The 12,440-nt window shown below is 66.4% G+C and carries 18 protein-coding genes; 16 read left to right on the top strand and 2 right to left on the bottom strand.

Annotated elements, in window-relative coordinates:
- The first annotated feature begins 1 nt into the window (after position 1).
- The 7 genes from rplR (at position 2) to map (ending at position 4,588) form a co-directional block, all read left to right on the top strand.
- On the top strand, positions 2-409 hold the full coding sequence (gene rplR, locus ABTV10_RS19260; protein WP_499029460.1) for a 50S ribosomal protein L18: 408 nt from the start codon (positions 2-4) through the stop codon (positions 407-409).
- Between the two features lie 31 nt (positions 410-440).
- Positions 441-1,079 carry a 30S ribosomal protein S5 gene (gene rpsE / locus ABTV10_RS19255; RefSeq protein ID WP_127918765.1) on the top strand — a complete coding sequence of 213 codons (639 nt, stop codon included), beginning with the start codon at positions 441-443 and terminating at the stop codon, positions 1,077-1,079.
- Positions 1,079-1,258, top strand: a complete 180-nt coding sequence (gene rpmD / locus ABTV10_RS19250) for a 50S ribosomal protein L30 (RefSeq protein WP_280758542.1) — start codon at positions 1,079-1,081, stop codon at positions 1,256-1,258. The genes rpsE and rpmD overlap by 1 nt, the downstream gene beginning before the upstream one ends.
- Positions 1,259-1,260: 2 nt before the next feature.
- A complete protein-coding gene (gene rplO / locus ABTV10_RS19245; protein WP_280758543.1) occupies positions 1,261-1,701 on the top strand; it encodes a 50S ribosomal protein L15 in 441 nt (146 codons plus the stop codon).
- A gap of 219 nt (positions 1,702-1,920) precedes the next feature.
- Entirely contained in the window at positions 1,921-3,243 is a 1,323-nt protein-coding gene (gene secY, locus ABTV10_RS19240; RefSeq protein ID WP_499029457.1) for a preprotein translocase subunit SecY, read from the top strand.
- Positions 3,240-3,785, top strand: a complete 546-nt coding sequence (locus ABTV10_RS19235; RefSeq protein WP_433606566.1) for an adenylate kinase — start codon at positions 3,240-3,242, stop codon at positions 3,783-3,785. Before secY ends, ABTV10_RS19235 begins: the two co-directional genes overlap by 4 nt.
- Positions 3,785-4,588, top strand: a complete 804-nt coding sequence (gene map, locus ABTV10_RS19230) for a type I methionyl aminopeptidase (RefSeq protein ID WP_499029455.1) — start codon at positions 3,785-3,787, stop codon at positions 4,586-4,588. Before ABTV10_RS19235 ends, map begins: the two co-directional genes overlap by 1 nt.
- A 69-nt stretch (positions 4,589-4,657) precedes the next feature.
- Here map and dtd read toward each other — a convergent pair whose 3' ends face one another.
- Positions 4,658-5,095 (bottom strand): D-aminoacyl-tRNA deacylase, encoded by a 438-nt coding sequence (gene dtd / locus ABTV10_RS19225; RefSeq protein ID WP_433606562.1) that lies wholly within the window; start codon positions 5,093-5,095, stop codon positions 4,658-4,660.
- Between the two features lie 225 nt (positions 5,096-5,320).
- Here dtd and infA point away from each other — a divergent pair, with 225 nt between their 5' ends.
- The 9 genes from infA (at position 5,321) to ABTV10_RS19180 (ending at position 11,250) form a co-directional block, all read left to right on the top strand.
- Complete coding sequence (gene infA / locus ABTV10_RS19220; RefSeq protein WP_003418601.1) at positions 5,321-5,542, top strand: translation initiation factor IF-1; 222 nt, start codon at positions 5,321-5,323, stop codon at positions 5,540-5,542.
- 77 nt (positions 5,543-5,619) lie between these two features.
- Entirely contained in the window at positions 5,620-5,733 is a 114-nt protein-coding gene (gene rpmJ, locus ABTV10_RS19215) for a 50S ribosomal protein L36 (RefSeq protein WP_025347279.1), read from the top strand.
- A 218-nt stretch (positions 5,734-5,951) separates the two neighbouring features.
- Positions 5,952-6,320: a 30S ribosomal protein S13 gene (rpsM, locus tag ABTV10_RS19210; RefSeq protein WP_280758552.1), complete on the top strand. Its 369-nt coding sequence runs from the start codon at positions 5,952-5,954 to the stop codon at positions 6,318-6,320.
- Entirely contained in the window at positions 6,320-6,733 is a 414-nt protein-coding gene (gene rpsK, locus ABTV10_RS19205; protein ID WP_005239680.1) for a 30S ribosomal protein S11, read from the top strand. The genes rpsM and rpsK overlap by 1 nt, the downstream gene beginning before the upstream one ends.
- Before the next feature lie 26 nt (positions 6,734-6,759).
- Positions 6,760-7,365: a 30S ribosomal protein S4 gene (gene rpsD / locus ABTV10_RS19200; protein ID WP_114718865.1), complete on the top strand. Its 606-nt coding sequence runs from the start codon at positions 6,760-6,762 to the stop codon at positions 7,363-7,365.
- A gap of 100 nt (positions 7,366-7,465) precedes the next feature.
- On the top strand, positions 7,466-8,530 hold the full coding sequence (locus tag ABTV10_RS19195) for a DNA-directed RNA polymerase subunit alpha (protein ID WP_433606557.1): 1,065 nt from the start codon (positions 7,466-7,468) through the stop codon (positions 8,528-8,530).
- A 55-nt stretch (positions 8,531-8,585) separates the two neighbouring features.
- Positions 8,586-9,077 (top strand): 50S ribosomal protein L17, encoded by a 492-nt coding sequence (gene rplQ, locus ABTV10_RS19190; protein WP_499029449.1) that lies wholly within the window; start codon positions 8,586-8,588, stop codon positions 9,075-9,077.
- Positions 9,078-9,148: 71 nt separating this feature from the next.
- Positions 9,149-9,973, top strand: a complete 825-nt coding sequence (gene truA / locus ABTV10_RS19185; RefSeq protein ID WP_499029447.1) for a tRNA pseudouridine(38-40) synthase TruA — start codon at positions 9,149-9,151, stop codon at positions 9,971-9,973.
- 320 nt (positions 9,974-10,293) lie between these two features.
- Positions 10,294-11,250: an esterase/lipase family protein gene (locus ABTV10_RS19180; RefSeq protein ID WP_499029445.1), complete on the top strand. Its 957-nt coding sequence runs from the start codon at positions 10,294-10,296 to the stop codon at positions 11,248-11,250.
- 23 nt (positions 11,251-11,273) lie between these two features.
- On the opposite strand, the gene ABTV10_RS19175 is transcribed toward ABTV10_RS19180, so the two are convergent.
- Positions 11,274-12,416 carry an acyl-CoA dehydrogenase family protein gene (locus tag ABTV10_RS19175; protein ID WP_499029442.1) on the bottom strand — a complete coding sequence of 381 codons (1,143 nt, stop codon included), beginning with the start codon at positions 12,414-12,416 and terminating at the stop codon, positions 11,274-11,276.
- Between the last annotated feature and the right edge of the window lie 24 nt (positions 12,417-12,440).

Raw genomic sequence — 12,440 nt, 5'->3', positions numbered from 1 at the left:
TATGAGCCAGACTGCAAATCAGAAGGCCAAGCGGATTCCGCTGGGCAAGGACGCGTCCACGACGCGTCGTCTGTCGAAGGCGCGTCGTCACTTCCGTCTCCGCAAGAAGGTCTCCGGCACCCCGGAGCGTCCCCGTCTCGTGGTGAACCGCTCCGCGCGGCACATCCACGTGCAGCTGGTGGACGATCTGGCCGGCAAGACCCTCGCCGCTGCGTCGACCATCGAGGCCGACGTGCGTGCGCTGGAGGGCGACAAGAGCGCCCGTGGTGCCAAGGTCGGTCAGCTGATCGCCGAGCGCGCCAAGGCAGCCGGCGTGGAGACCGTGGTCTTCGACCGCGGTGGCCACACCTACAGCGGCCGCATCGCGGCCCTGGCAGACGCTGCTCGCGAAGGCGGGTTGAAGTTCTGATGACCAACATTACTAACGGAAGGAATGCCTGATGCCGGGACGTCAAAGGCGTGACGGCGGAAGCGGACCCGCCGGACAGGGTGGCCCCCAGGGCGACAACCGCGGTGGTCGCGATCGTCGCGACAACCGTCGTGACAACGCTGCCGAGAAGTCGAACCACATCGAGCGCGTTGTCTCCATCAACCGCGTGTCGAAGGTCGTCAAGGGCGGTCGTCGCTTCAGCTTCACCGCTCTCGTGATCGTGGGCGACGGCAACGGACTCGTCGGCGTCGGCTACGGCAAGGCCAAGGAAGTTCCTGCGGCCATCCAGAAGGGCGTCGAGGAGGCTCGCAAGAGCTTCTTCCGTGTGCCGCTCATCGGCAGCACCATCACCCACCCGGTTCAGGGCGAGGCGGCGGCCGGTGTCGTCATGCTGCGTCCGGCCAGCCCGGGTACCGGTGTGATCGCCGGTGGCGCGGTGCGTGCCGTGCTCGAGTGCGCGGGCGTCTCCGACATCCTCGCCAAGTCGCTCGGTAGCGACAACGCGATCAACGTCGTGCACGCGACGGTTGCCGCCCTCAAGGGTCTGCAGCGTCCGGAAGAGGTTGCAGCCCGTCGTGGCCTGCCCCTCGAGGACGTGGCCCCGGCCGGCATGCTGCGCGCTCGTGCACAGGCTGGGAGCGTGAAGTAATGGCACAGCTCAAGGTCACCCAGGTCAAGAGCACCATCGGTTCGAAGCAGAACCAGCGGGACAGCATGCGCACCCTCGGACTGAAGGGCATCCGTCAGTCCGTCGTCCGCGAGGACAACGCGCAGAACCGTGGTCTGATCAACGTGGTGCGCCACCTCGTCACGGTTGAGGAGGTCTAACCATGACCATCAAGTTGCACCACCTGCGCCCCGCGCCCGGCGCCAAGACCGACAAGACTCGCGTCGGTCGCGGTGAGGGCTCGAAGGGTAAGACCGCTGGTCGCGGCACCAAGGGCACCAAGGCACGTAAGAACGTGTCGGCCGCCTTCGAGGGTGGACAGATGCCGCTGCACATGCGTCTGCCCAAGCTCAAGGGCTTCAAGAACGCGTTCCGCACCGAGTACCAGGTTGTGAACGTGGGCGACATCGCCCGTCTGTTCCCCGAGGGTGGACAGATCGGCGTTGCCGAGCTCGTCGCTGCGGGCGCGGTTCGCAAGAACCAGCTCGTGAAGGTTCTCGGCGAGGGCGAGCTCACGGTGGCCGTCCAGGTCACCGCGAACAAGTTCTCGGGCGCTGCGAAGGAGAAGATCGCCGCTGCCGGTGGTACCACCACCGAGCTGTGATCTCGCTCAGCTAGCTGTCGAATGGCCGCAACTCCTCCCCACGGGGACGAGTTGCGGCCATTCGTCGCTCCAGGGTGCGCGAACGGGCATACTGGAGAGCGTCCAGCCCGTGCAACCGGGCTGTGTTTTCATGTGTCACTGCTAGAGTTCTAGAGTTCTTCAATTCACGGGGCGGGTCATTCAGATCGGCTCTCCGTATGTCGTGCGCCAGGAGGATCTTTGCTTTCCGCCTTTGTCTCGGCCCTCAGGACGCCTGACCTGAGGCGGAAGATCCTCTTCACGTTGGGTCTGGTCGCCCTGTACAGGCTGGGGGCGACGTTGCCGTCGCCGGGTGTCGACTACGGCAACGTCCGTGCATGTATCGATCAGGTGTCCGGTGGCGAATCGGCCGGCATCTACTCGCTGATCAATCTGTTCTCCGGCGGCGCGCTGTTGCAGCTGTCGGTGTTTGCGATCGGCATCATGCCGTACATCACGGCCAGCATCATCATCCAGTTGCTGACCGTCGTCATCCCGAAGTTCGAGGAGCTCCGCAAGGAGGGCCAGTCGGGCCAGGCGAAGATGACGCAGTACACGCGCTACCTGTCGGTCGCGCTGGCAGTCCTGCAGGCGACCGGCATCGTCGCCCTCGCGGCGCGGGGGCAGCTGCTACAGGGCTGTACGGAGCCGATCCTCGCCGACGACAGCGTCTTCGGGCTGGTCATCATCGTCCTGGTCATGACGGCCGGCGCGTGCCTCGTGATGTGGTTCGGTGAGCTGATCACCGAGCGCGGTATCGGCAACGGCATGTCGCTGCTGATCTTCGCGGGCATCGCGTCGCGCATCCCGTCGGAGGGCAAGGCGATCCTCGACAGCCGTGGCGGTCTGATCTTTGCGCTCGTGTGTGTCGCGGCGCTCGCGATCATCGCCGGTGTCGTCTTCGTCGAGCAGGGCCAGCGCCGCATCCCGGTGCAGTACGCCAAGAGGATGGTCGGCCGGAAGATGTACGGCGGCTCGTCCACGTACCTGCCGCTCAAGGTCAACCAGGCCGGCGTCATCCCGGTGATCTTCGCGTCGTCGTTGCTGTACCTGCCGAACCTCATCGTCCAGCTCACCGGTGCCAACACCGACCCGGATCCGAGCTGGTGGCAGAAGTGGATCAACGAGTACCTCGTGAACCCGGCGAACCCGGTCTACATCCTGATCTACTTCGGCATGATCGTCTTCTTCACCTACTTCTACGTCGCGATCACCTTCAACCCGGAGGAACGCGCCGACGAGATGAAGAAGTTCGGCGGTTTCATCCCGGGCATTCGTCCCGGACGGCCGACCGCCGACTACCTGAACTACGTGCTGAGCCGTATCACTCTGCCGGGCGCGATCTACCTCGGCACCATCGCGGTGCTGCCGAATCTCTTCCTCGAGATCGGCAACTCGGGTGGCGCGACCAACCTGCCGTTCGGCGGCACCGCGGTGCTGATTATGGTCAGTGTGGGCCTCGATACGGTTAAGCAGATCGAGAGCCAGCTCATGCAGCGAAACTATGAAGGGTTCCTCAAGTGAGACTTGTCCTCCTTGGTCCTCCCGGTGCCGGTAAGGGCACCCAGGCCGCGATCCTGTCCGAAAAGCTGGGCGTTCCCCACATCTCCACCGGAGATCTGTTCCGCGCGAACATCGGGCAGTCGACCCCCCTCGGACTCGAGGCCAAGAAGTACCTCGATGCGGGCAACCTGGTCCCGAGCGAGATCACGAACAACATGGTGAAGGCGCGCGTCGCCGAGCCGGATGCGGCCAACGGCTTCCTGCTCGACGGCTTCCCCCGCACGGTCGACCAGGCGAAGGCACTGGAGGACATTCTCGAGGGCCTCGGCGCCAAGCTCGACGGTGTGCTCGCGTTCGATGTCGACGACGAGGTCGTCGTCGAGCGGATGCTCGCCCGCGGTCGCGCCGACGACACCGAGGACGTCATCCGCAACCGCATGCGCGTCTACCGCGAGGAGACGGCGCCGCTGCTCGACTACTACGCCGGCCAGATCGTCACCGTCGACGCTGTCGGTGCTGTCGAAGAGGTCAACGCCCGCGCTCTCTCCGCGCTGGGGAAGTAATGGCGTTCGGCCGCAAGCGCAAGGTCGTTCCGTTCCGCACGGCGGGTGAGCTCGACGCCATGGCGGCGGCGGGTGCGATCGTCGGGGCCGCCCTCGTGGCGGTGCGAGACGCGGCCAAGCCGGGAGTCAGCACGCTGGAGCTCGACCAGGTCGCCGAAGCGGTCATCCGCGACGCCGGCGCGGTCCCGTCGTTCCTCGGCTACCACGGGTTCACGGGATCCATTTGCGCCTCGGTCAACGATCGCGTCGTGCACGGCATCCCGTCCGCGGACGAGCTCCTGGTCGAGGGCGACCTCGTGTCGATCGACTGCGGTGCCATCCTCGATGGGTGGCACGGCGACTCGGCGTGGACGTTCGGCGTCGGTGAACTCAGCGAGGCCGACGCCCAGCTGAGCGAGGCGACGCGCCTGTCGATGGAGGCCGGCATCGTCGCGATGGTGGAGGGCAACCGGCTGACCGACGTCTCGCACGCGATCGAACTGGGAACGCGTGCCGCGGAGTCGGCGCACGGTCGTCACTACGGGATCGTCGACGGCTACGGCGGTCACGCGATCGGGCGCGAGATGCACATGGATCCGTTCCTGCCGAACGAGGGCGCCCCCGGCAAGGGGCCGCATCTGGTGATCGGGTCGGTCCTGGCGATCGAGCCGATGCTCACCCTCGGGACGTACGAGACCGAGGTGCTCGACGACGAGTGGACGGTGGTGACCACCGACGGCAGTCGTGCCGCGCACTGGGAGCACACGGTCGCCGTCACGGAGGACGGTCCGCGGATCCTCACGTTGCGCCCCGGCGACAACTGAGATCGAACAACGCCGGGCGGGCAGTGAGAGTTCACTGCCCGCCCGGCGTTTGTGTGTCCGGAGGTGTCGTCAGCTTTCGAGCAGCACGGTGACCGGGCCGTCGTTGACGAGGCTCACTTCCATGTGCTCGCCGAACCGGCCGACTTCGACCGTGGCGCCCAGGTCGCGCAGTGCGGCGCCGAACGCGTCGACGAGCGGTTCGGCGACGGCACGGGGTGCGGCGGGGGACCACGACGGCCGGCGGCTCTTGCGGGTGTCGGCCATGAGGGTGAACTGGCTGACGACGAGGATCGGGGCGTCGACGTCGGAGGCGGACTTCTCGTCGTCGAGGATCCGCAGGCGCCACACGCGCCGGGCGAGGTTCGATGCGGCGACCGGGTCGTCGTCGTGCCCGACCCCGAGGAGCACGAGCAGTCCCTGCCCGCCGGCGGGCGGCGCGATCCGGCCGACCTCCTCGCCGTCGACCGTGACGGCTGCCGATGTGACCCGCTGGACGAGCGCGCGCATGTAGATCTTCTTCCTTCGGATGGGGGAGCCGGGGCGACTCGAGGCCGCATTTGGCCTGGTTGGGAATTACCGGTAGGATGGAACAACGGTGCGCCCTGCGTATCGGTTGTCAGCGTGTCCGGCCTCGTGTCGGAGTGGCTCATCGGCCGACAGGACCACCGTTGTAGCGGATACCGGTGACGGTAGCCGATGCACCCATACGCCACTCAACGGATCGCGGAGGACATGGCTAAGAAGGACGGGGCCATCGAGGTCGAAGGACGAGTTGTCGAGCCGCTGCCCAATGCGATGTTCCGCATTGAGCTGGAGAACGGCCACAAGGTCCTGGCACACATCAGCGGCAAGATGCGTCAGCACTACATTCGCATTCTTCCCGAGGACCGCGTCGTCGTGGAGCTGTCGCCCTACGACCTGTCGCGTGGGCGCATCGTTTACCGCTACAAGTAATAGCTTCCCCGGCCAGATCCGGCCGGGGAGAACTATGTCTGCCCTCGGGTGGACAGACAACAGGAGATCAGACGCACGTGAAGGTTCAGCCTAGCGTCAAGAAGATCTGCGAGAAGTGCAAGGTGATTCGCCGTAACGGGCGCGTCATGGTGATCTGCGACAACCTGCGCCACAAGCAGCGTCAGGGCTAGTCCCGCAGTTCACGGCCTTTTCGAGGTCGGCTTGGCAACAAGCGCAAAGAAGACCTCTCAGCACCAACCGCAACCCCGGGCCCGGCGAGCAATCGAGGGCAGGTAGCGGTCCACCCCCGGCACGGAGGCCGGGGCCCCACTGCGAGTGTGAACCGCAGAGTTTGTAGACGCAGGGGACGGACTGGGAGCAGACCTCCGCACACCGATAGGAATGCCACATGGCACGTCTCGCAGGTGTTGATCTTCCCCGCGAAAAGCGCATGGAGATCGCACTGACCTACATCTACGGCATCGGCCGTACCACCTCCAAGGAGATCCTTGCTGCCACGGGTGTCAACCCGGACCTGCGCAGCAAGGACCTGTCCGACGAGGACCTCGCCAAGCTCCGCGAGTACATCGAGGAGTCGGTGAAGGTCGAGGGTGACCTGCGCCGCGAGGTGCAGGCGGACATCCGCCGCAAGATCGAGATCGGCTGCTACCAGGGCCTGCGCCACCGTCGTGGTCTGCCCGTGCGTGGACAGCGCACCAAGACCAACGCTCGCACCCGTAAGGGTCCGAAGCGCACCGTCGCAGGAAAGAAGAAGTAATGCCTCCCAAGTCACGTAGCACCGGTCCGAAGAAGACCCAGAAGGCGCGTCGCAGGGACAAGAAGAACGTCCCGCACGGTGCCGCTCACATCAAGAGCACCTTCAACAACACGATCGTGTCGATCACCGACCCGGCCGGCAACGTCATCTCCTGGGCGTCGTCGGGCCACGTGGGCTTCAAGGGCTCGCGTAAGTCGACGCCGTTCGCTGCTCAGCTCGCTGCGGAGAACGCTGCCCGCAAGGCGCAGGAGCACGGCGTCAAGAAGGTCGACGTCTTCGTGAAGGGCCCGGGCTCGGGCCGCGAGACCGCGATCCGCTCGCTGCAGGCTGCAGGCCTCGAGGTCGGCACCATCTCCGATGTCACCCCCCAGCCGCACAACGGCTGCCGTCCGCCCAAGCGGCGTCGGGTTTAAGTAGCGGGAAGGATAGGTAAAAGAACATGGCACGTTATACCGGACCCATCACCCGCAAGTCGCGTCGTCTGCGCGTCGACCTCGTCGGAGGCGACCAGGCATTCGAGCGGCGTCCTTACCCGCCGGGCCAGCACGGCCGCGCGCGCATCAAGGAGAGCGAGTACCTGCTCCAGCTGCAGGAGAAGCAGAAGGCCCGCTTCACCTACGGCGTCATGGAGAAGCAGTTCCGTCGCTACTACCAGGAGGCGGTCAACCGCCCCGGTAAGACCGGTGAGAACCTGCTCCAGATCCTGGAGTCGCGTCTCGACAACGTCGTGTACCGCGCTGGTCTGGCTCGCACCCGCCGTCAGGCGCGTCAGCTGGTCACGCACGGCCACCTTCTCGTGAACAACAAGAAGGTCGACATCCCCAGCTACCGCGTCTCGCAGTACGACATCATCGATGTCCGCGAGAAGTCGCTGGCGACCCTGCCGTTCCAGATCGCCCGTGAGACCCAGGGCGATCGCCCGATCCCGGGTTGGCTGCAGGTCGTCGGTGGACGCCTCCGCATCCTGGTGCACCAGCTCCCCGAGCGTGCGCAGATCGAGGTTCCGCTGCAGGAACAGCTGATCGTCGAGTACTACTCGAAGTAAGGCGTAATGCCCGGGAGCGGCCGGTTTCGGTCGCTCCCGGGCCCCAAGCCTTTCCCATCGTGGGCGTCATATGGCGGACGCCCGTACAGGAGGAAATCCAATGCTCATTTCTCAGCGACCCACGCTGACCGAAGAGGTCATCGCTGAAAACCGCTCGAAGTTCGTGATCGAGCCCCTCGAGCCAGGCTTCGGGTACACCCTCGGCAATTCGCTGCGCCGCACGCTGCTGTCGTCGATTCCCGGCGCTGCTGTCACCAGCATCCGCATCGACGGCGTTCTCCACGAGTTCACCACGGTTCCGGGCGTGAAGGAGGATGTCACCGACATCATCCTGAACCTCAAGGGCCTGGTCGTGAGCTCCGAAGAGGACGAGCCGGTCACCATGTATGTCCGCAAGCAGGGCCCTGGGGTCGTGACTGCGGGTGACATCGTTCCGCCGGCAGGCGTCACGGTCAACAACCCGGATCTGCACATCGCCACCCTGAACGACAAGGGCAAGCTGGAGATCGAGCTCGTGGTCGAGCGCGGTCGCGGTTACGTCCCCGCCGTCCAGAACAAGGCGTCCGGCGCCGAGATCGGCCGTATCCCGGTCGACTCGATCTACTCGCCGGTGCTCAAGGTCACCTACAAGGTGGAGGCGACCCGCGTCGAGCAGCGCACCGACTTCGATCGGCTGATTCTCGACGTGGAGACCAAGAACTCCATCACCGCTCGGGACGCGCTCGCTTCGGCGGGCAAGACCCTGGTTGAGCTCTTCGGCCTGGCCCGTGAGCTGAACGTCGAGGCAGAAGGCATCGAGATCGGACCCTCGCCCGCCGAGGCCGATCACATCGCGTCCTTCGGACTCCCCATCGAGGATCTGGATCTGACGGTCCGCTCCTACAACTGCCTCAAGCGCGAGGGTGTTCACACCGTCGGTGAGCTCGTGGCACGCACGGAGTCCGATCTGCTCGACATCCGCAATTTCGGACAGAAGTCCATCGACGAGGTCAAGGTCAAGCTGCATTCGCTCGGCCTCGCCCTCAAGGACAGCCCTGCGTCGTTCGATCCGACGACCGTTGCCGGCTACGACGCCGCCACCGGTACGTGGAGCGACACCGACGCCGGTTCCTTCAGCGACGCTGACGGCACCGACCAGGACTACGCCGAGACCGAACAGCTGTAACCCGTATCACCCGGCACATGGGCAAATGTGCTGGGCGAGCCCAAGAGGAGCTCCAATGCCCAAGCCCAAGAAGGGTGCCCGCTTCGGCGGGTCGGCGTCGCACCAGAAGGCGATCTTCGCCAACCTGGCGACTGCTCTCTTCGAGCACGGCCGAATCACCACCACGGAGGCCAAGGCCAAGGCCCTGCGTCCGTACGCCGAGAAGATCGTGACCAAGGCCAAGGGTGGATCCCTGGCCGACCGTCGCGAGGTTCTGAAGGTCATCCGTAACAAGGATGTCGTTCACACCCTGTTCGCGGAGATCGGCCCGTTCTACGCCGACCGCGACGGTGGTTACACCCGCATCATCAAGACCGTCCCCCGCAAGGGTGACAACGCTCCCATGGCGATCATCGAGCTCGTCCAGGAGAAGACGGTCACCTCCGAGGCGGACCGCGCTCGTCGTGTCGCTGCTTCGCAGGCTGCTCCGGCTGCCGAGGAGGCCGAGGCCCCCGAGGCCGAGGTCGTCGAGGCCGCAGCCGATGCCGACGAGGCCAAGAAGGACTAGTCCACTTGGTTTCGGCACATGCTGAATCGAACGAACCCGTCGTTCCCGTTGGGGACGGCGGGTTCGTTCGATTGCGGCTCGATATCTCGTACGACGGCACCGACTTCTCCGGCTGGGCGCGCCAGCCCGGTCGCCGCACGGTGTGCGGTGAGATCGAAGAGAAACTGAGCGCGATCGTCCGCACCCCGGTGCTGCTGACGGTGGCGGGCCGCACCGACGCCGGTGTGCACGCGAGCGGTCAGGTCGCGCACGTCGACGTCCCGGCCGACATGATCCCGGACGAGCCGTCGCGTCTGGTGCGCCGGCTGGCCCGATTTCTGCCGAAAGACGTTCGGGTCAAGGACGTCTCGTTCGCTCCCGAACACTTCGATGCCCGGTTCTCGGCGATCCGTCGGCACTACGAGTACCGGTTGACCACGGCACCGTACGGCGCGGATCCGCTGCGTGCCCGCGACACGGTGGCGTGGCCGAAGGACGTCGACGTCGATGCGATGCGCGAGGCGTCGTCGCGGTTGCTGGGTCTGCACGACTTCGCCGCGTTCTGCAAGCGCCGTGAGGGTGCGACGACGGTCCGCGAACTGCAGCGCTTCGACTGGGAGCGGTCAGGCCACGAACTCACCGCCTTCGTCAGCGCCGACGCGTTCTGCTGGTCGATGGTGCGCAGCCTTGTCGGGGCCGCACTCGCGGTCGGTGAGGGACGTCGCACGATCGAATGGATGGCCGGTCTGCTGGCCGAGCGCGAGCGGGCGAGCGCTGTCGCCGTCGCTCCCGCGCACGGGCTTTCGCTGGTTCGCGTCGATTACCCGGCGGACGAGGATCTCGCCGCCCGCAACGAGGCCACCCGGGAGATGCGCACGGCGATCGAGCCGGGCGGGGCGGGTTGCTGCGGGGAGTAGCCCGACGATCGGGTTGGGCATCGGTCGACGTGTCTTCCGCGCGTTGAACATTGCGGAGATCGTGGTGCTGGTCGTGCTGTGGGCCGCGGCGCTCGAGTCCGACGAGCCGCCGAGCGCCGGCTGTTCGAAGTCGTCACGGTGATTCTGTCGGTCTGGTTGGCCGTCGTCACCGTCACCGCTCACCTCTGAACGCGCGGGCACACGACCGGACCGCCCTGCGGCCATCGGCCGCAACCGTCCGAGTCTGCCCGCTGCCGGTCCGCAGGCTGATACCGTCCCAGCCCGTCAGGAACATCGTGTTCTGCTGATGGGAGCTACGCATGCGTCCGTCTCTCGCTACCGCGCTCGTCCTCGTAGCCGCCTCTGTTCTCGCAGCGTTTGCGGCGCCCGCTGGGGCCGAGCCACTCCCGGTCCCGTACAACTTCTATGACGGCATCGGGGCGGAGGTGGCACACCCAGGTGGGTCGCTCCCCGGTTCGAACGACTGGTCCTGCACACCCACGGCGGAGCATCCCCGCCCGGTGATCCTGGTCCACGGGACCGGGGCGAATCGGCAGACCAACTGGACGACGTACGTTCCGTTGCTGAAGAACAACGGCTACTGCGTGTTCGCACCCACCTACGGTGTGCGCCCCGGTGCCTCCTGGCCGGGCAGTGCCTTCGGTGCGCTGGCGCCACTCGAGGAGAGTGCCCGCGAACTCGCCGGATTCGTCGACGAGGTGCTCGCGGCCACCGGCGCGGACAAGGTCGACCTCGTCGGGCACTCCCAGGGCACCCTGATGCCGAACTACTACGTGAAATTTCTCGGTGGCGCCGCGAAGGTCGACAAGTACGTGTCGCTCGCCCCGCTGTGGCTGGGCGCCGGCGCGTTATGGGCGGGCGAGATCACCGCATTCGCGAAGCAATACGGTCTCGGGCCGCTACAGCAGCAGACGTTCGGACAGTTGTGCATGGCCTGCCTGGACATGGCGCCCGGAACCGACTTCGTGAACAAGGTGAACGAAGGTGGCGGCCCGTACGCCCCCGGCGTCGCGTACACCAACATCGCCACTCGGTACGACGAGTTGGTCGTCCCGTACACCAACGGACTCGTGCCGGGACCGAACACGGTCAACGTCGTCGTCCAGGACCAGTGTCCGCAGGACTACTCCGAGCACGCGGCGATGGGCGCGTCACCCATCGCCGCGGCGCACGTGCTGAACGCACTCGATCCGGAGCATCCGCGTCCGGTGCCCTGCATGCCGATCTCACCGTTGACGGGGACGCCCATCGGCTGAGCCCCTCGGACGCTCCGGCCCGATCAGCCCGCGAGCTGGCGTGCGATGACCAGTCGCTGAATCTGGTTGGTGCCCTCGAAGATCTGGGTGATCTTCGCTTCGCGCATGTACCGCTCGACGGGGAAGTCCTGGGTGTACCCGTAACCGCCGAACACCTGCACCGCGTCGGTGGTGACCTTCATCGCGGCGTCGGTCGCGACGAGCTTCGCGACGGAGGCGTTGCGGGAGTATGGGAGTCCGGCGTCGCGTCGGCGGGCGGCGTCGATGTAGGTGGCGCGGGCGGAGTCGACGGCGGCGGCCATGTCGGCGAGGACGAAGCCGAGACCCTGGTGGTCGATGATGCGCTTACCGAATGCCTTGCGCTCCTTGGCGTATGCGACGGCGTCGTCGAGTGCGCCCTGCGCCAGGCCGACCGCGACGGCTGCGATGCCGAGGCGTCCGGAGTCGAGTGCGCTGAAGGCGATCGGCAGACCCTGCCCGGTCTTGCCGATGAGGCGCTCGGCAGGGACGAAGGCGTCGTCGTAGTGGGCGGCCGTGGTGGGGACGGCGCGCAGGCCCATCTTCTCCTCGGGCTTGCCGAAGCTCAGGCCCTCGGTGTCCTTGGGCACCAGGAAGCACGAGATGCCGCGGGAGCCGTCGTCGCTCGTGCGGGCGAACAGCGTGTAGAAGTCGGCGCGGCCGCCGTTGGTGATCCACGCCTTGCTGCCGTTGATGCGGAAGCCGCCGTCCACCTCGGTGGCCCGGCACATCAGTGCGGCGGCGTCGGAGCCGGCCTGCGGCTCGGACAGGCTGTAGGCGCCGATGGTCTCGCCACCGAGCATGTCGGGCAGCCACGTCGCCTTCTGCTCGTCGGTGCCGTGGGTGGCGAGCGCGAAGCAGGACAGGCTGTGCACGCTGGTGGCGACGGCGACGGCCGCCCAGCGCGCCGCGATCTCCTCGAGGACCTGCAGGTACACCTCGTAGGGCTGGTTGCCGCCGCCGAACTCCTCCGGGTACGGCAGGCTCAGCAGCCCGGCGCGGCCGAGTGCGGGGAAGACGCCGTCGGGGAACTTCTCGGTCTTCTCGCACTCGTCGACGATCGGCGCCAGCACCTTGTCGGCGACGTCGCGGGTGAGGTCGATGAGGTCGTGGGCTTCCTGGGTGGGCAGCAGGCGTTCGACGGGCACGGCGGTCTCCTCGCGGATTGACGA

Source organism: Paraburkholderia sp. RHO2 (genome assembly GCF_050955445.1).
In the GTDB taxonomy this organism is placed as follows: Bacteria; Actinomycetota; Actinomycetes; order Mycobacteriales; family Mycobacteriaceae; genus Prescottella; species Prescottella agglutinans_A.
The sequence above is the reverse complement of the archived record's forward strand: the minus strand, read 5'-3'. Positions and strand labels throughout refer to the sequence as shown.